The sequence below is a fragment of the Sphingomonas sp. genome, assembly GCF_004799495.1.
GTDB lineage: Bacteria > Pseudomonadota > Alphaproteobacteria > Sphingomonadales > Sphingomonadaceae > Sphingomonas.
Window position 1 is genome coordinate 42,644 of sequence record NZ_SSMY01000010.1, and the last position, 17,475, is coordinate 60,118.

The 17,475-nt window shown below is 67.5% G+C and carries 13 protein-coding genes; 7 read left to right on the forward strand and 6 right to left on the reverse strand.

Features of this window, described 5'->3' with window-relative positions:
- Window positions 1-14 precede the first annotated feature (14 nt).
- Window positions 15-1,178 (forward strand): cytochrome c peroxidase, encoded by a 1,164-nt coding sequence (locus tag E7773_RS10915; protein WP_293991081.1) that lies wholly within the window; start codon window positions 15-17, stop codon window positions 1,176-1,178.
- A gap of 3 nt (window positions 1,179-1,181) precedes the next feature.
- Here E7773_RS10915 and E7773_RS10920 read toward each other — a convergent pair whose 3' ends face one another.
- Together E7773_RS10920 and E7773_RS10925 are read right to left on the reverse strand one after the other, a co-directional pair.
- Window positions 1,182-2,807: a hypothetical protein gene (locus tag E7773_RS10920; RefSeq protein WP_293991083.1), complete on the reverse strand. Its 1,626-nt coding sequence runs from the start codon at window positions 2,805-2,807 to the stop codon at window positions 1,182-1,184.
- A 108-nt stretch (window positions 2,808-2,915) separates the two neighbouring features.
- Entirely contained in the window at window positions 2,916-3,647 is a 732-nt protein-coding gene (locus tag E7773_RS10925; protein WP_293991085.1) for a dienelactone hydrolase family protein, read from the reverse strand.
- Window positions 3,648-3,721: 74 nt separating this feature from the next.
- Here E7773_RS10925 and gpmA point away from each other — a divergent pair, with 74 nt between their 5' ends.
- Together gpmA and E7773_RS10935 are read left to right on the forward strand one after the other, a co-directional pair.
- A complete protein-coding gene (gene gpmA / locus E7773_RS10930; protein ID WP_293991087.1) occupies window positions 3,722-4,408 on the forward strand; it encodes a 2,3-diphosphoglycerate-dependent phosphoglycerate mutase in 687 nt (228 codons plus the stop codon).
- Window positions 4,409-4,468: 60 nt separating this feature from the next.
- A complete protein-coding gene (locus E7773_RS10935) occupies window positions 4,469-4,741 on the forward strand; it encodes a DUF4242 domain-containing protein (RefSeq protein ID WP_293991089.1) in 273 nt (90 codons plus the stop codon).
- A 4-nt stretch (window positions 4,742-4,745) separates the two neighbouring features.
- On the opposite strand, the gene E7773_RS10940 is transcribed toward E7773_RS10935, so the two are convergent.
- Window positions 4,746-5,708 carry an alpha/beta hydrolase gene (locus E7773_RS10940; RefSeq protein WP_293991091.1) on the reverse strand — a complete coding sequence of 321 codons (963 nt, stop codon included), beginning with the start codon at window positions 5,706-5,708 and terminating at the stop codon, window positions 4,746-4,748.
- A gap of 73 nt (window positions 5,709-5,781) precedes the next feature.
- On the opposite strand from E7773_RS10940, the gene purE reads away from it, so the two are divergent.
- Together purE and E7773_RS10950 are read left to right on the forward strand one after the other, a co-directional pair.
- Window positions 5,782-6,261 (forward strand): 5-(carboxyamino)imidazole ribonucleotide mutase, encoded by a 480-nt coding sequence (purE, locus tag E7773_RS10945; protein WP_293991093.1) that lies wholly within the window; start codon window positions 5,782-5,784, stop codon window positions 6,259-6,261.
- Complete coding sequence (locus E7773_RS10950) at window positions 6,258-7,328, forward strand: 5-(carboxyamino)imidazole ribonucleotide synthase (RefSeq protein ID WP_293991095.1); 1,071 nt, start codon at window positions 6,258-6,260, stop codon at window positions 7,326-7,328. Before purE ends, E7773_RS10950 begins: the two co-directional genes overlap by 4 nt.
- 132 nt (window positions 7,329-7,460) lie before the next feature.
- On the opposite strand, the gene E7773_RS10955 is transcribed toward E7773_RS10950, so the two are convergent.
- From E7773_RS10955 to E7773_RS10965, 3 genes are read right to left on the reverse strand one after another with little or no spacing between them, the layout of a single operon-like run.
- Complete coding sequence (locus E7773_RS10955; RefSeq protein ID WP_293991097.1) at window positions 7,461-7,760, reverse strand: hypothetical protein; 300 nt, start codon at window positions 7,758-7,760, stop codon at window positions 7,461-7,463.
- A gap of 21 nt (window positions 7,761-7,781) precedes the next feature.
- The gene (locus E7773_RS10960) at window positions 7,782-10,601 is read right to left on the reverse strand and encodes a pitrilysin family protein (protein ID WP_293991099.1); all 2,820 of its coding nucleotides are present in this window, start codon (window positions 10,599-10,601) and stop codon (window positions 7,782-7,784) included.
- Window positions 10,602-10,660: 59 nt separating this feature from the next.
- On the reverse strand, window positions 10,661-12,805 hold the full coding sequence (locus E7773_RS10965; RefSeq protein WP_293991101.1) for a penicillin acylase family protein: 2,145 nt from the start codon (window positions 12,803-12,805) through the stop codon (window positions 10,661-10,663).
- A 122-nt stretch (window positions 12,806-12,927) separates the two neighbouring features.
- On the opposite strand from E7773_RS10965, the gene E7773_RS10970 reads away from it, so the two are divergent.
- Together E7773_RS10970 and clpB are read left to right on the forward strand one after the other, a co-directional pair.
- Window positions 12,928-14,805 (forward strand): DUF4157 domain-containing protein, encoded by a 1,878-nt coding sequence (locus E7773_RS10970; protein ID WP_293991103.1) that lies wholly within the window; start codon window positions 12,928-12,930, stop codon window positions 14,803-14,805.
- 90 nt (window positions 14,806-14,895) lie between these two features.
- Window positions 14,896-17,475, forward strand: a complete 2,580-nt coding sequence (clpB, locus tag E7773_RS10975) for an ATP-dependent chaperone ClpB (RefSeq protein WP_293991105.1) — start codon at window positions 14,896-14,898, stop codon at window positions 17,473-17,475.

Genomic DNA, 17,475 nt, shown 5'->3' on the forward strand with positions numbered 1-17,475 from the left:
CCGCGGGCAAAGGGATGAAGATGCGCTTGGCGGGCACTGCAGGGCTGGTCGCGAGCGCCTTGACCCTGGCGTTGGCGGCGTGCGGCGGCGGCAACACCCCGCGATCGGCCACCCCCGCGGGCGTCGCCAAGGTCACCACGATCGATTTCGCGAACGTCGCCAATTACGCCGCGCCGACGCTCCCCGCCTATTTCGACCGGACGGTGAAGGCGCTCGACAACAGCCCGGCTTCCAACGCCGTCAACGACCGGGTAGCGACGCTCGGCCGCGTCCTGTTCTACGATTTGCGGCTAAGCACCAACAATCGGGTGTCCTGCGCGTCGTGCCATCAGCAGGCATTCGGCTTTACCGATCCGATGCGCTTCAGCAACGGGATCAGCACCGCCGCCACCACCGACTTTCACGCGATGCGGCTCGGCAATCTGCGCTATTGGCGGCCCGGCACCACCTTCTGGAACCGGCGCGCGGCCAACGCGGAGGCGCAGGCGAGCCACCCGCTCCACAGCCTGGTCGAAATGGGCTGGGGCGGGCCCGTGCACGGCTTCGACGCGCTGATCCGGAAAATGGACGCGACGGACTATTATCCCGACCTGTTCGCCTGGGCGTTCGGCAGCCGCACGATCACCGAAGCGCGTGTCCAGCAGGCGCTCGCCCAGTTCGTGCGGTCGTTGATCTCCAGTTCGAGCCGGTGGGACACGGGCTATGCCCGGGTCTTTTCGCCCGATGCGCCGAACCGCGCGCTGGACGTCGACCTGCCGAACTTCAGCCCGCAGGAAAATCGCGGCCGTCACCTGTTCATGACGGGCGTCGCGCAGGGCGGCGCGGGCTGCTCGTCGTGCCATCTGCCGCCGACCTTCGCCTTGGCGGCGAACGCGCGAAGCAACGGCCTGGACGCCGGCGAGACTCGCTTGTTCAAGGCGCCATCACTGCGCAACGTCGGGCTGACGGGGCCGTACATGCACGACGGCCGTTTCACGACGCTGGCGCAAGTCGTCGATTTCTACGACCATCGCGTCCAGGCGGGCCCGGCGCTCGACGACCGCTTGCGGCAAGGCCGCGAACCGCGGCGCCTGAACCTCGGCGCGGCGGATCGGGCGGCGCTTGTCGCCTTCCTGATGACGCTCAGCGACCGCACGCTGACGACCGACGCGCGGTTCGGCAATCCGTTTCGCCGATGAGCGCTACGCGCGGATCGAATACAGCGTCGCGTTGCTGATCGCGTACACCGCGCCGTCGGCGCCGACCGCCGTCGGCGTGTACGCCTGCCCCAGTCCGGCATTGAGCCGGATGTTCTGCGACAGCGTGTTGTTCGTCAGGTCCCAGCGGTAGAGCACGCCGTCCTCGTTGTTGGCGAGGATCGATTTGCGCGCCGGGTCCGCCGCCATCGTGTTGATGCACCACTCGCGCCGCGCCGTGGCCGAGCCCGCGTCGAGCGTCGGCCCGAGGATCGTGAGCACTTCGCGCATCACCGACACGCTCGGCACGATCGGGTCGGCCTGGCTCGCCTTCGGGTCGAGCACGGCGAGGCGGTTCAGCCCGTCGCCCGTCCCGACCCCGTTATAATTATTGTACTTCACCACCAATAGGTAGGTCGACGATCCGGTATAGGACGGCACCATCGAGGCGGGGATCACGCTGGGCGACACGTCCCAGCCGAAGCTGCCCGGCACGCCCACGGGATTGAGCAGCGCATCGAATTGCAGCAACCAGCCGCGCGCGTTGTGCGTGGGGAACGTGCCTTCGAGCACGCCGTAGAACACGCGCCCGTCCGACCCGACGACCGGCGCCGCGGTGCCGTCGTCGCTGACCCGCGCGTCGGTGTGCAGGTTCGGGTCGGTCAGCGCGACCTTTGCGCGCGTGGCGAGCGTCGTGCTGTTGAGCGCGAGCAGATAGCCCCGCTGCGTGACACCGGCGACGACATTGGTGTTCACCGCGATATAGACCGTGGCGCCGTCGGCCGAAATCGCGGGCGCGCAATTCATCGCGGGCTTCTGGATAGCGGCATCGCCGGCTGCCGCCGCGGCACCGACCCAGGTCCCCGTGCCGTCGGACGCGACCCGCGCGATCCCGCTCACCAGCCCGGCCGGGTTCGCCCCGGTGACCTGGAAGCCGAAGAAGATGTTGCCATTGGCATCGGACGTCAGCGGCGTGTTGATGAACACGCTGCCGTCGAATGCCGCGGGGTTCGCGTTGTACGCGGCGGTGCCAAAGAAGACTTGCGCCGCGAATGTCCCGCTGGCCGAGTCCCCGTCGGCGCGCATCAGCAACTTGCCCCCGGCGCCCGGCGCATACAGACGGCCCTGCGGCGTGAGCAGCAGATTGTACGGCGGTATCCAGTTGTGCGGCGGTATGGCGTAGTCGGTGGTCGCCAACCAGATGAGCGCCCCGGTCGAACCGTTGCGGCCTTCGACGCGATACGCCCCGGCGGCGGTCGTCTTGACCGGGATCACGACGGTATTGTTGATCGTCACGAGCGGCGAGCCATAGTGCGTAAGCAGACTGCCGCTCGCGGTATATTGCGGCGCGAGGTCCATCGCCGACGTCCAGCTGATCCGCCCCAGATCCTGCGTCGCGATCGCGCTCACCGCGGTGTGCTGCGCATCGTGCCCGTAACTGAACCAGGCGGGCCCCGATACCGGCGGGGGCGGAGGGGGCGGCGGTGGTGGCGGTGGTGGCGACGTCCCGGTTGAGCCACTCCCATCGCCACACGCGGCGAGCAAGGCGGACGAGGACAGCATCGCCAGCGTGCGGCGACGCGAAACGAACACGGTCGGAAGCGGAGCGGGCGGGACGCGACGGGAACTCATGACGCCAGCATACTCCTACCGTGGATCGAACGCATCACGTGCGTTTTCTGCGCGATCCATCGCCTTGTTTCAACGCCAGAAATCCTGGTCACGAGAGCGGCCATCCGGCTACCCGAACAATTCGCCCAGAAAATCCTTCGCCGCCTCCCAGCTCCGGCCGTCCGCGCGTTCTTCGTACGCCACGCCCGGACGGACCGCCGGCTGCCCCTTGCGGTCCTTGTCGGTGAAGGCATGGCCAGCGGTGCCGTAAGCGTGAATCTGCCAGTCGGCCTGCCCTTCGCTCAATTCCTTGCCCAGCGCGACCATCACGTCGGGCGGGGCGATCGGGTCTTCCCAGCCGTGGCAGACGAGCACCTTCGCCGCGATCGGCGTGACGCTGGCCCAATCGGGTTTGTCGTAGACGCCGTGGAAGCTGACCACGCCGAGCACGTCGAACCCGGCGCGCGCGATGTCGAGCGCGCACTTGCCGCCGAAACAATAGCCATAGACCGCGGTTCTTGTCGGATCGACGAACGCGAAGCCCTTGAGCGCGTCGAGCGATGCCTTGAGCCGATCGCGGAGCAAGCCGCGGTCGGCGTTGAGCTCGTTCATATATTGCGCGGGGTTCTCCGACTGAAAGTTCGTGCGCTTGCCCTGCCCGTAGACGTCCGCGACGAACCCGACATAGCCGAGCTTGGCGAGGTTCTCGGCGGTGACGCTGTCCGATTCCTTCGCGCCCAGCACGTTGGGGATCACCATCACGCCGGGGCGCGCGGTCTCGACCTCGTCGTCATAGGCGATCACGCCCTCGAACGGGCCGCCGGGGCCGTCGTACACGAGTGTCTGCCGCACGATCGCCATGGCGCTGCTCTCCCGGTTTGCCGTTGTTGCCGCAATCGCTACAGAGCGCGCGATCCGCTCGCAAGGAGTCCTCGATGCCCACGCTCGTCCTGATCCGCCACGGCCAGTCGGCGTGGAACCTGGAGAACCGCTTCACCGGCTGGTGGGACGTCGACGTGACCGCGCAAGGCGCCGCCGAGGCGAAGGCGGCGGGCGAGCTGATGGCGGCAAAGGGTCTTGATTTCGACCAATGCTTCACCTCGCTCCAGACGCGGGCGATCAAGACGCTCGACATCGCGCTCGAGGCGATGGGACGGCTGTGGCTGCCGGTCGAGAAGGACTGGCGGCTCAACGAGCGGCATTATGGCGGGCTGACCGGGCTGAACAAGGCGGAGACCGCAGCGAAGCATGGCGACGAGCAAGTCCATATCTGGCGCCGCAGTTTCGATATTCCGCCGCCGCCGCTCGAAGTGGGGAGCGAATATGATTTGTCGAAGGACCGGCGCTACGCCGGCATCGCCATCCCCGCGACCGAAAGCCTGAAGGATACGATCGCGCGCGTGCTGCCCTATTGGGAGGGCCGCATAGCTCCCGCGCTCAAGGACGGCCAGCGCGTGCTGATCTCCGCGCACGGCAATTCGCTCCGCGCGCTGGTCAAGCATCTCTCGGGGATCCCCGATGACGAGATTACCGGCCTCGAAATCCCGACCGGGCAGCCGATCGTGTACGAACTCGACGACCAGCTCAACGCGACTGACCGTTACTATCTAAGCGAGCGCTGACGCTTCCGTCCTAGACCAGTCAGCGGCATCGGCGCATGCTTGGGGCCGAGGAGACCAGCCATGCCGCAATTCGTCATCGAACGGGACATGCCGGGGATCGGCGGGGCCAGCGCCGCCGATTTGAAGGGCGCGTCGCAAACCTCGTGCAGCGTGCTGCGCGACCTCGGCCCCGACATCCAGTGGGTCCACAGCTACGTCACCGACGACAAGATCTATTGCATCTACCGCGCGCCGTCGGCCGACCTGATCCGGCAGCACGCCGAAACCGCCGGCTTCCCCGCCAATTCGGTCGCCGAAGTGCGCAACGTGATCGATCCGACCACGGCGGACTGACGCGTCAGGCGTATTGTTCGATCAGTGCGGCGACGCCTTCGGGATTGTCGGCGACGAGGTAGTGCACCGCATCGGGCACGGTCGCGCGCGTCACGCTGGTGAAGCCGCTGTCCTTGAGCGCCGCAACGATGCGGTCGGCGAGCGCCACAAACGGCGAGCCGTCGCCGGTGCCGTAGACGATCGGAACCTCGTTGAGCCCGCCCTGCTCCTGCCCGAACGCGACGTTGGCGGGGAAGGCGCGGTACATTTCGCACGCGGCGTGAAACTGCGCGGCGCTGGCATAGGCCTTGAGCGCTTCCGCCATCTGGTCGGCGTCGTGCCGGCCCATCCGCAGGAAATAGCTGAGGAACGCGTCCTGCCGCCCGCCCGCGACGAGCGTTTCGGGCAGGTCGGGTGTCTGCAGGAAACCGACATGCCAGGCGGTCGGCCCGCTCGTCGCCTCCTCCCAGCCGTCGAGCCCGGGGATGGGCACGTCGAGGATCATCGCGCCGCGCAGGTCGCTCGGATACAACCGGGCAAAGGCATGCGCGACCATCCCGCCGAGATCGTGGCCGACCGCATAAGGTCGGTCGAGCTTGAGGACCTTCGCCAGTTCGTGGACGTCCGCCGCCATCGTCGCCGCATCGTACCGCGCCGACCCGGCGGTCGACTGGCCGATCCCGCGCAGATCGACCGCCACCACCGTGAAGCGCTTCGCCAGCCGCGCCATGATCGGGCGCCACTCGCTCCAGTCCTGCGGGAAGCCGTGGAGCAGGATCAGCGCCGGCCCGCGCCCCGCCTTCGCGAAATGGAGCACCGCGCCATGAACCCGCGCGCTCCCGAACGACAGCCCCCGGTCGCGCCGTCCGCGATCGACCCTGGCGCGCACCGCGCGGGCGATCGCGACACTCGACCCCGCCACCGCGACAATCGCCGCCAGCCCGATCAGCGCGTTGTTGCGCTTCGTGTTCGGTTTCTCCTCGCTCATCGCCCGCGATTGTAGGGCCGCCGCCGCCCGCGCGCCAGTTGCTCTTGCTCCCCCCGCCCGCTAACGCGCCGCGATGGAACCGCTGGTCGGCATCATCATGGGCAGCACCTCCGATTGGGAGACGATGCGCCACGCCGCCGACGCGCTGACCGAGCTCGGCGTGCCGCACGAGACCAAGGTGGTCAGCGCACACCGCACGCCCAAGCGGCTGTACGATTATGCGACGAGCGCGGCGGACCGCGGGCTGAAGGTCATCATCGCGGGCGCGGGCGGCGCGGCGCATCTGCCCGGGATGGCGGCGTCGATGACGCATTTGCCGGTGCTAGGCGTGCCGGTCGAATCGAAGGCACTCAAGGGCGCCGACAGCCTCTATTCGATCGTCCAGATGCCCGGTGGCGTACCGGTGGGGACGCTCGCGATCGGCAAGCCCGGGGCGATCAACGCCGGGCTGCTTGCGGCGGCGATCCTGGGCACCTCGGACACCGCGCTCGCCGACCGGCTCAAGGCGTGGCGTGCCAAGCAGACCGACAGCGTCGCGACCGACCCCGAATGACGATGCTCCCGCCCGGCTCGACCATCGGCATCCTGGGCGGGGGACAGCTCGGCCGGATGCTGGCGTCGGCGGCGGCGCAGCTCGGCTATCACACGCATATCCTCGCCCCCGATGCGGAAAGCGTCGCGGCGCAATCGGCGTCGAGCTTCACGCGCGCCGATTATCACAGCCGCATCGTGCTCGACGAAATGGCGGCGAAGTGCGACGTGGTGACCTACGAGTTCGAGAATATCGCGATCGAGCCGGTCGATTATCTGTCGACCAAGGTGCCGGTGCACCCCGCCCCCGCCGCGCTCGCGATCGCGCAGGACCGCGCGAGCGAGAAGGCGTTCGTCGACGGAATCGGCGGGCGGACGGCACCGTGGCGACGCGTGGCAAGCCTCGCCGAGTTGCAGGCCGCACTGGCCGAGATCGGCGCGCCCGCGATCCTCAAGACGCTGCGGTTGGGGTATGACGGCAAGGGCCAGGTGCGGATCGCGTCGGCAGGCGAAGCTGAAGCGGCGTGGCACGACATCGGGCAGCGCCCCGCGATCCTCGAAGGATTCGTCGATTTCAGCCACGAATTTTCGATCATCCTCGCGCGAGGCGCTGACGGGGCGATGGTCAGCTATCCGCCGCCGTGGAACCAGCACGCTGACGGCATCCTCGCCACCTCGTCGCTCCCCGCGCCCGCTGAGATCGCCGGCCAATGGGGCGTCGCCGCCGCGCTGACCGGCCGGATCGCCGACGCGCTCGACTATGTCGGCGTGCTGACGTGCGAGTTCTTCGCGACGGCGCAAGGCCCGGTGCTTAACGAAATGGCGCCGCGCGTGCACAATTCGGGGCATTGGACGATCGAGGGCGCGGTGACCTCGCAGTTCGAGAACCATATCCGCGCGATTTGCGGGCTCCCCCTTGGCGACACCGCGCTGACCGCGCCGGCGGTCGAGATGGAGAATCTGATCGGCCATGACGCCGACCGTTGGGCTAGCATCCTCGCCGAACCCGGCGCGCATCTGCACCTGTACGGCAAGGGCGACGCGCGGCCGGGGCGCAAGATGGGACATGTCACGCGGCTGAAGCGCTAATCCTCCCCGTTCACGGGGAGGTGGCGGCCGAAGGCCGACGGAGGGGGCGGGCCTCACACACCGTGGCCGAGGCGATCCCCCTCCACCATCGCTTTGCGATGGTCCCCCTCCGCGTCCCGGGGAGGATTTAGATCAGCCGACGCGCGTGCCCGTCAACGGGAACGAGCCGAACGCCCCCGCCGTCACCGTTCCCGTAATCGTATCACCGTCGATCGTCGCTTCGTTGGTCAGCGTCATCGGCATCGGCACGGTGATGTTCATCGACCATTTGATCGTGTTGCCGTCGACCGTGCCGTCGGTGATTTCCGCGGTGCCCATCGCGCCGGCTTGCGTTCCGGTCCAGCTGTTACCGTCGCTCTTGACGGTCAGCGTCGCCTTCTGGTCGCCCATCGGCGACTTCACGACCGTTTCGTACGTCCCGTCGACTGCCATCGTCTCTCTCCCGTGAATCCTTCAGCGCGCGCCGAGCGACGCCGCGGGGACGACCTCGACAGGCAGGCCGATCTTGTCAAGCTGCGGGCGCACCGTCTTGGCGTCGCCGACCACGACCCAGACGATCTTCTTCGGGTCGATGCTCTGCGCGATGACGCTACGGAGTTGGGGCAAAGTCAGCGCGCGATAGCGTGCCGCGATGGTCGCGTAATAATCGTCGGGGCGCTTGAACAAAACATTCGACTGCATCGCGCCGAGCACCGCGCGCGACGTTTCGAAGCTGCCCGGGAGCGAGCGGATCGCGCCGGCGATGGCGCGGTCATACTCGACCTGGGTCATCGGCTGGGCGCCGACATAGCCGGTGATGTCGCCGATCACCGCCGCGATCGAATCGCCGGTGCGGTCGGCCTGCACGCCAGTAGAGATGATGTAAGGCGTCGCCCCCGCCGCGCGCTGGAGACGCGCACCCGCGCCGTACGACCAATGCTTGCCCTCGCGCAGATCCATGTTGATGCGGCCGAGGAAACCCCCGCCCAGCCCATCGTTGGCAGCGATCACCGGAAGCAGCTCATCGGTCCCGACCAGATTGGTCGGCACCGCGCCGACGATCACCGATTGCGGCGAGTCGGGTCGGTCAATCAGCACGATCTTCGGGGCCGACGGCGCGGTCGCGATCAGGTCGCCCTTCGTTCCGCCGGCCCCGTCCATCTTCCAGTCGCCGAACCGCGCATCGATCGCAGCCTTGATCTCGGCGATCGGCCGGTCGCTGACCACGAACACCGTCGCCTTGTCCGGGCGCAGCCACGCCTGGCGGAACGCGATCAAATCGTCTCGGGTCAGCTTGGCCACCGCGTTGCGGTCGCCTCCGCCAAACGATTTGGCGTAGGGCGACGACGGGCCATAGACCAGCGGCCCGACCGCGCGCGCGGCGAGTGCGTTGGCGTTGCTCAGCTCGGACGCGATCGCTGCGAGTTGCTGGTTCTTGAGCCGGTCGACCTCGCCCGGCGCGAACGCCGGGTTGCGCAGCACGTCAGCGAACAGCGCGAGGCCCGGGACCAGATTGGCACTGGGCACGTCGAGCGAGAACGACGTGCGGTCCGCGTCGATCCCGCCGCCGATATCCGCGCCGATCCGGTCGCGCGCCTGCGCATATTGCAGCGAATCGAGGCTGGTCGTGCCCGCGCTCATCGCCGACACCGTCAGCGATTGCGTGCCGAGCGCGGTCGGCACGTCGGCGGCGGCCCCGGCATCGAAGCTCATTACGACGCGCGTGACCGGGGTCGCGGTGCGTTGCGCGTAGACCAACGTCATGCCGTTCGCGAGTTGCGCGCGCTGCACCGTCGGGAAGGTCAGGTTGGCGATCGATCCCGACGTCGGGATGCCGCCGCGCGTGCCCTTGGCGGGCACGTCGTCGGCCGCGTTGACCGGCTTGGCGGCGGGCGTCACCGCTTCGTCATAGGCGTCGCGCGGACCGGGGACGATGTCGAGCGCATAGACCGGGCGGCTCAGCCATTTGGCGGTGACCGCCTTGACGCTCGCCGGTGTTTCGGCAGCAAGCTCGGCCATTTCCTTTTTGTAGAAACCGGGATCGTTCGAATAGAGCGCGCCCGACGCAAGCGCGACCGCCTTGCCGCCGAACCCGCCGACCGCCTCGAGCCCCTTCATGCGGGCAGCGATCGACGACACCTGATAGCGCTGCACCTCATCGGCGGTCGGGCCGGCCGCGATGAAGCCGGCGACGATCTCATCGAGCCGCTTGGCGACGACCGCCGGGTCGACGCCGGGGCGCACGTCGACGGTGATTTCGAAGATGCCGACCTGGCTGAAGGTCTGGTTGCTCGCGCGCACGCGCACCGCCAGCCGTTCCTTGCGCACCAGCGTGTCGTACAGCAGCGAGCTTGCGCCGCCGCCGAGCAACCCGGCGGACACGTCGAGCGCGATATTCTCCGGATCGTTCGACCCCGGCACCGCCCACGACCGCGTCAGCCGCGTGGTCGCGACGCGGTCCTTCATCGTCTCGTACCTCGGCGCGGCCAGCGTCGGGATGGGCGCGGCGGGCAACACCGTCTTAGGACCAGCCGGGATGCCGCCGAAATATTTCTCCGCCAGCGTCCGCGCGGTCGCGACATCGACGTCGCCGGCGAGCACCAGCACCGCGTTGTTGGGGCCGTAACGCGTCTTGAACCAGTTCTTCACGTCGGCGAGGCTCGCCGAATCGAGGTCGGCCATCGATCCGATGGTCGAGTGCGCGTACGGATGTCCGGCGGGGAACAGCCCGGCCAGCTGCCTGTATTCGACCAGCCCATAGGGCTCATTGTCGTCCTGGCGCTTCTCGTTCTGGACGACGCCGCGTTGCTCGTCGAGCACGCCCTGCGTGATCGCGCCGGTGAGATACCCCATCCGGTCGCTTTCGAGGAACAGCGCGCGCTCGAGCGCGGGGGTCGGCACCGTCTCGAAATAATTGGTGCGGTCGAAATAGGTCGTGCCGTTGAAATCGGTCGCGCCGACATCCTTCAGCGGCACGAAGAAATCGCCCGGCGCGTTTTCGCTGCCGTTGAACATCAGATGCTCGAACAGGTGCGCGAAGCCGGTCTTGCCCTTGGGCTCCATCTTCGAACCGACATTGTACCACACGCTGACCGCGACGACCGGCGCCTTGCGGTCGGTGTGGACGATGACGCGCAGGCCGTTCTTGAGCGTGAACTGGGTATAGGGGATGTCGACCGATTTCGCGAGCACGGCGACCGGCGCGGCGGCGGGCGCGGTCTGCGACAAAGCGATGCCCGGCGCGGCGATGGCGAGCAATGCGGCGCCCGACAGCGCGACGATCTTGGTGTTCATGATGACCCCCGTTTGGATAGAGTTGGTGTTGGCTAAGCCGTTGAAAAGGCGCTGGCAAGTCAGGGACGATAGAGCCGCTCGATATTGCCCTTCAGATCGCGCGAATAGAACAGGACCGGCTTCAGCCGATGCTGGACGAACCACGGCGCCTGGTCGGCGTAATGCGGCGAGTCGGGTCGGGTCGAGGCGGCGCCGTACGGCTGGATCGACTGCGAGCTGACCCCGCGGCCCTTCAGCCACGTGACGAACATCACGAAGCTGTCGCCGTGGTTGACCACCAGCCGCCCGTCGGGCGCTTCGTCCCAGGTCGAGGCCGCGCGCAGGATCTCCGGCCCGCCGTCGAGCGGCAGGTCGACCTTGCCGCGCCGCAGCCGCAATACCGTGCCGAGCGGCACGTCGATCCGCCCGAAATGCTGCTTGAGGTAGCGCGCCGCGGTCAGCAGTTCGGCGCGCGGATCGGCCTCGGGCTGGCGCTGGTAATGCCAGCGCTGGCCGACGCGCATCAGGATCGCCGCGAGCGAATCCGCCGGGCCCTTGCCGTCCTCGGTCCAGTCCCATTGGCGCAGGATCGCGAGCGCCTGCGTGAGCGTCGGGTCGCCTTTCGGATCGACCGCGAGCAGGTCGGCGAACCACTTGCCGGTCCAGCCATTGTGGCTGACGCCCGTGTCGAACTTGATCGCATGAAGCGCGGCGTCGCTTACCCTGGGCGTCGCCGCCATCAATTCGAGCGCGCGATTGTCGCGGTTGGTGGTATCGGTCTCGACCCCGAGCAGCGGCGACCAGTCCCCGGGCTTCAACTCGCTCCCCGGCCCGGCCGACAGGAACGGCGTCGAGTTGGCGTTGACCAAGAAGCCAGACGCCGGGTTCACGTTGCGCGGCACCATGCTCCACGGCACGGTGCCGGGCGCATAATCGCGCGACGTGTCGCCGGGCAACAGGCCCGAATAATCGAACCCCGGTTTGCGGTTGGGGAAGCTGGCGTTGTAGAAATAGGCGATGTTGCCCGCCGCATCGGCATAGAGGAAATTGGTCGCAGGCACGCCCTGCATCGCCAGCGCCTTCTGCCACTCGCCGAAATCGCGCGCGCGAGTCAGGCGATAATATTCCTCGACCATCCTGAGCTGGTCGGCGCCGCCGTAGCGCACCGCATACGCGCCCGATGTGTTGACGATCACCGGGCCCTGGACGGCGCGATAGACGTATTTGGGCACCGGGACGACGAACGGTCCCCACAGCTTCACGCGCAACCAGATCAGGTGGCGTTCGAGCGGGCGCCACTGGCCGTCATAGCTGTACTGATCCCCGCCCGCGTTCATCTTGAGCTTGTAGATGTCGATCAGGTCTGGGCGGTTGACCGTGTTGGTCCAGCCCAGCGTCTCGTTATGCCCGAGCAACGGATAGGGCGCGCCGGGGAAGGTCGCGCCGGCGAAGTTCCACCCGCCCTGCGAATGGACGACGAGTTCGTACCACGCGACCGGACCGCTCCATGGCTGGTGCGAGTTCGACACCATCCGCGTCGCGGCGTCGGGCGTGCGCTTGGGCGCGACGACGAACGCGTTCGATCCGTTGGGGCGCTCCGCCCCGTCGCCGGTCGCGGGCGCGGCGGCGGGCGGATAGTTCTCCGGCGGTGCCTTTTCCGGCGGCAGCGGCTTGTCGCCGACCAGCGCGCCGAGCGTCCCGTCGAGCCCGAAGAAGAACGGCGACCGCATCACGAACCCCGTTGCGATGTCACGTCCGTTCACCGGGAACAGCCGCGACAGTCGCACCTCGCCGGGGTGACGCTCGGCGTATTCATTAAGCCCCGCCGCGTACCCGTCGAGCAACGCGCGGACATCGGCGGGCTGCTTCATGTAATCGCGGTCCACGGTCGCGCGCGCGTCGATGAAGTGGAGCGCGAAATCGGCCTGCGCGCCCTTCGCCCCGTCGAGCGCGCCGAGCCGCCCGCGCGTCATCGCCAGCACGTCCTGCAGCGTCGAAAAATCGTCCTCGGCGTGCGCATAGGCGATGCCGTACGCGACATCGGGATCGGTCTTCCCATAGATGTGCGGCACGCCCCATTTGTCGCGCGCGATCGTCGTGTCGTAATGGTGATCAGGCGGCGCGTCGGCGCGCGCGGCGGTCAGCGGTTCCCATGTCGCGAGGAAGATCGCGACGAGGAAGATCAGAACGACGAGCCCGGCCCCGATCCGTTTGACGATCCGCACGCTTCACCCCTCCACTATCGCCGATCCCATCGAGGAACAGGCCGCCGCGACGACCTCCTTCCCATGTCGGCACGGACGTGTCACGCTCCGTCTCGGCATCAGGCATCGAAGGAGCGCGGTTCTTGTTCTCTCGGCCCGTTCAGCGACAGGCGGCAGGCGGTTCGGCGGCCGGTTCGGGAGCAGCACCGTCCGGCGCGCCCGGCATCACGTCCGCCCCCCGCATTGCGCATTCGATCGGCACGACCTTGCCGGTCCATGCCGCCACGCCCGACGCGACCGGTACAACGCCGCCCAATCGGACCGGCCTGCCCGACGATCTGAAGCGCGGTATCGAGGCGCTGTCGGGCGTGTCGATGGACGCGGTCCGTGTGCACCGCGATTCGCACCGGCCCGGCCAGATTCAGGCGGAAGCGTTCGCGCAAGGCACGACGATTCACCTTGCCCCCGGCCGCGACCATCACTTGCCGCATGAAGCCTGGCATATCGTGCAACAGGCGCAGGGTCGTGTGAGACCGACGATGAGGCTGGGACCCGGTGTTCCGGCCAATAACGACGCCGCGCTGGAACGCGAAGCCGATGTGATGGGCCGGCGCGCGCTGAACATGCGAGCGACAGCAGCCGATGCGCCGCTGACGCCCGCCACGCCCGGCGGTACGGTCCTTCAGCCTTATTTGGAAGAAATGGCGGATGGCAACCGTCAGTACCGCGCCGGCTTGGCACCACCGACGCACAAGGTGGTCGGAACGACAGCGGCCGGCGAGCAGATCTACACCCATCAGGACGTGCTGAATCAGCGCGCCGCGGCGGCGCAGCAGCAAAAACAACAACGAAAAGCGCTTCGGCGCGAAATTCGCAATCGCGCCATTCCCGAAACGCGCCGTCGCGATTTCACGGTGGCCGCGAAGGCCAGTATCGCCGCGACGCCCGAACTCGTTACCCGGGAAGACACCAACTTGCGCCGTACCACCGGCGACTGGGGGCAGCGCAAGGCGCATCTTACCGATCGCGGCCTGGTAACCGCAGGCAACGTCAAAATCAGCGCAGCCGGTCAGATGAACCAGCAGTCGGCGGACAAGCCGAGAGGCAACCGGGTGTCGGCCAAGGGGCCGGTCGTCGGCGCCAAACCCGACAATTCACAAGGCTACGGTGGCGAGGTCATCGGAATCAAGACGCGAAAGATCGAGCGGGCCCGGCAACGCGGCAAGCCGGATGCGCAACATATCCGGACTCGGACAACGAACGACATTCTTGCCGAGCTCGACGCTGCGGCCCTGAGCCAAGGCGACCGCAACGCGTACAAGGCGATGGCCAAAAAGGACCGCGAGCACCACGTTGTGGTCGATGCTGTGGCGGCGGACGACGAGGACAATTATATCCCGTCCCGTTTCCTGAAATACCAGGGACACGACGTCCACGACAGCGATTCCGAGGCCGATTCGGATGACGATGCCGATGCGGACGGCGATGCTCCAGTGGCGGTCGCCGTCGCGGCGAAGCCGCGCGCGACTTCCGTGGTCGCTGCATCCGCTGCGCTCAAGCCGCCCAGCGCCGAACGCTCGAACAAATCCCCCAAGCCGCAAGCGCCGACGGGTGCGGCAGCGCCGGTGGCCAAGCTCGCCGTCAAGCCAGGCGCCAGCCGGTCGAACAACTCTTCCCCGCCGAACCCGATATCCGCTGCTGCGCTCGTCAAACCGCCCGCTACCAGCCCATCGACCATCGCCGCTGCGCCGAAACCGCAAAGCGGCGCGGTGCCGCCGGTCGCAAAAACCAAAGCAGCGGCCCGCCCAGCGCAATCGACCAATGCACCGCCACCCAAGGCAGCGATCGGGGGAGCAGCGGCCGCCAAACCGCCGGTCACCGGCCAAGTGAAGACCGCGCCTCCGCCCGCACCCAAAACGGCGGCGCCAAAAGCAGACGAATGGCAAACGGCGACCAACGCAAAAGCCAGATCCAGGCAACGCAGGAAGGATACCCAGGGAAACAATGGTCAGGGGTGGTGATCGACAGCTAGGCGGTCGACCGCCGACCAGCCCGATATTGTGTTGCAGGAACGCAACACTACATGCACCCCGACCTATTTCGGAGAGCCAATGAACCTCGAAAAATTCACCGACCGCGCCAAGGGCTTCCTGCAATCGGCGCTGACCGTCGCGATCCGCCTGAGCCATCAGCAGATCGCACCCGAGCATCTGCTCAAGGCGTTGCTCGAGGACGAGCAGGGCTTGGCTGCGGGACTGATCCAGAAAGCTGGCGGCGACGCCAAAAAGGCGGCGAGCGAGACCGATCTTGCGCTGAGCAAGATCGCCGCGGTGTCGGGTTCCGGCGCGCAAGCGCAGCCGGGGCTCAACAACGATGCGGTCCGCGTGCTCGACCAGGCCGAGCAGATCGCGGCCAAGGCGGGCGACAGCTACGTCACGGTCGAGCGGCTGCTCGTCGCGCTGGCGCTCAGCCTCAACACCGCGGCGGGCAAGGCGCTCAAGGCCGCGGGTGTCACGCCCGAGGGCCTCAACGCCGCGATCAACGAGCTGCGCGGCGGGCGCACTGCCGATACCGCGGGCGCCGAGGACCGCTATGACGCACTCAAGAAATTCGCGCGCGACCTGACGCAGGTGGCACGCGACGGGAAACTCGATCCGGTGATCGGCCGCGACGAGGAAATTCGCCGCACGATCCAGATCCTCGCGCGCCGCACCAAGAACAATCCCGCGCTGATCGGCGAGCCCGGCGTCGGCAAGACCGCGATCGCGGAAGGATTGGCGCTCCGTATCGCCAATGGCGACGTGCCCGATACGCTGAAGGACCGTCGCCTGATGGCGCTCGACATGGGCGCTCTGATCGCCGGCGCCAAATATCGCGGCGAGTTCGAGGAGCGGCTCAAGGGCGTGCTCGACGAGGTCAAGGCGGCCGAGGGCGACATCATCCTGTTCATCGACGAGATGCACCAGCTGATCGGCGCGGGGAAGACCGAGGGCGCGATGGACGCGTCGAATCTGCTCAAGCCGGCGCTGGCGCGCGGCGAACTGCATTGCGTCGGCGCCACCACGCTCGACGAGTATCGCAAATATGTCGAGAAGGACCCGGCGCTCCAGCGGCGTTTCCAGCCGGTGTTCGTCGGCGAACCGACGGTCGAGGACACGATCTCGATCCTGCGCGGGCTCAAGGAGAAATACGAGCTCCACCATGGCGTGCGGATCACCGACGCGGCGCTCGTATCGGCGGCGACCTTGTCGAACCGCTACATCACCGACCGATTCCTGCCCGACAAGGCGATCGACCTGATGGACGAGGCGGCAAGCCGGATCCGGATGGAGGTGGAGTCGAAGCCCGAGGAGATCGAGACGCTCGACCGCCGGATCATCCAGCTCAAGATCGAGCGCGAGGCGCTGAAGAAGGAAAGCGACGCCGCGTCGAAGGAGCGGCTGGCGACGCTCGAGGGCGAGCTCGCCAATCTCGAGCAGCAATCGGCCGAGCTGACGCAGCGCTGGCAAGCCGAGAAGGACAAGATCGGCGCCGAGGCCAAGCTGAAGGAACAGCTCGATGCTGCGCGGATCGCGCTCGACCAAGCGCAGCGTTCGGGCGACTTGGCCAAGGCGGGTGAGCTTTCGTACGGGACGATCCCGCAACTGGAAAAGCAGCTCGCCGATGCGGCCGGCGCGAGCAAGGGCGCGATGCTGCGTGAGGAAGTCACCGCCGAGGATATCGCGAGCGTGGTCAGCCGCTGGACCGGCATCCCCGTCGACCGAATGATGGAGGGCGAGCGCGAGAAACTGCTCCAGATGGAGGAAGCGCTCGGCAAGCGCGTGATCGGCCAGGCCGAGGCGGTGCGCGCGGTCTCGACCGCGGTGCGCCGCGCGCGCGCCGGGTTGCAGGACCCCAACCGCCCGCTCGGCAGCTTCCTGTTCCTGGGCCCCACCGGCGTCGGCAAGACCGAGCTCACCAAGGCGCTTGCCGAATTCCTGTTCGACGACCCGAACGCGATGGTCCGCATCGACATGAGCGAGTTCATGGAGAAGCATTCGGTCGCGCGGCTGATCGGCGCGCCGCCGGGCTATGTCGGTTATGAAGAGGGCGGCACGCTAACCGAAGCGGTTCGCCGCCGCCCCTATCAGGTCGTGTTGTTCGACGAGGTCGAGAAAGCACATGGCGACGTGTTCAACGTGCTGCTTCAGGTGCTCGACGACGGCCGCCTGACCGACGGCCAGGGCCGCACCGTCGATTTCACCAACACGATCATCGTGCTGACGTCGAACCTCGGCTCGCAATTCCTGACCGGCCTCGGAGACGGCGAGAGCGTGGCGAGCGTCGAACCGCAAGTGATGGAGATCGTTCGCGCGCATTTCCGCCCCGAATTCCTCAATCGGCTCGACGAGATCGTGCTCTTCCACCGGCTCGGGCAAGGCGAGATGGCGCCAATCGTCGACATCCAGGTGGCGCGTGTCGCCAGGCTGCTTGCTGACCGCAAGATCGCGATCGATCTCACGCCCGCGGCGCGCGATTGGCTCGGCCGTGTCGGCTACGACCCGGTCTATGGCGCGCGGCCGCTGAAGCGCGCGGTGCAGCGCTATCTGCAGGATCCGCTCGCCGACCTGATCCTGCGCGGCGATGTCCGCGATGGACAAACGGTTGTCGTCGATGAGGGCGACGGGAAGCTGAGCCTCAGCGTCGCCTGA

Excerpts from the sequence above, each read along its gene's own strand:
- E7773_RS10915 (WP_293991081.1), top strand. The coding sequence starts at position 15 with ATGAAGATGCGCTTGGCGGGCACTGCAGGGCTGGTCGCGAGCGCCTTG.
- E7773_RS10920 (WP_293991083.1), bottom strand. The coding sequence starts at position 2,807 with ATGAGTTCCCGTCGCGTCCCGCCCGCTCCGCTTCCGACCGTGTTCGTT.
- E7773_RS10925 (WP_293991085.1), bottom strand. The coding sequence starts at position 3,647 with ATGGCGATCGTGCGGCAGACACTCGTGTACGACGGCCCCGGCGGCCCG.
- gpmA (WP_293991087.1), top strand. The coding sequence starts at position 3,722 with ATGCCCACGCTCGTCCTGATCCGCCACGGCCAGTCGGCGTGGAACCTG.
- E7773_RS10935 (WP_293991089.1), top strand. The coding sequence starts at position 4,469 with ATGCCGCAATTCGTCATCGAACGGGACATGCCGGGGATCGGCGGGGCC.
- E7773_RS10940 (WP_293991091.1), bottom strand. The coding sequence starts at position 5,708 with ATGAGCGAGGAGAAACCGAACACGAAGCGCAACAACGCGCTGATCGGG.
- purE (WP_293991093.1), top strand. The coding sequence starts at position 5,782 with ATGGAACCGCTGGTCGGCATCATCATGGGCAGCACCTCCGATTGGGAG.
- E7773_RS10950 (WP_293991095.1), top strand. The coding sequence starts at position 6,258 with ATGACGATGCTCCCGCCCGGCTCGACCATCGGCATCCTGGGCGGGGGA.
- E7773_RS10955 (WP_293991097.1), bottom strand. The coding sequence starts at position 7,760 with ATGGCAGTCGACGGGACGTACGAAACGGTCGTGAAGTCGCCGATGGGC.
- E7773_RS10960 (WP_293991099.1), bottom strand. The coding sequence starts at position 10,601 with ATGAACACCAAGATCGTCGCGCTGTCGGGCGCCGCATTGCTCGCCATC.
- clpB (WP_293991105.1), top strand. The coding sequence starts at position 14,896 with ATGAACCTCGAAAAATTCACCGACCGCGCCAAGGGCTTCCTGCAATCG.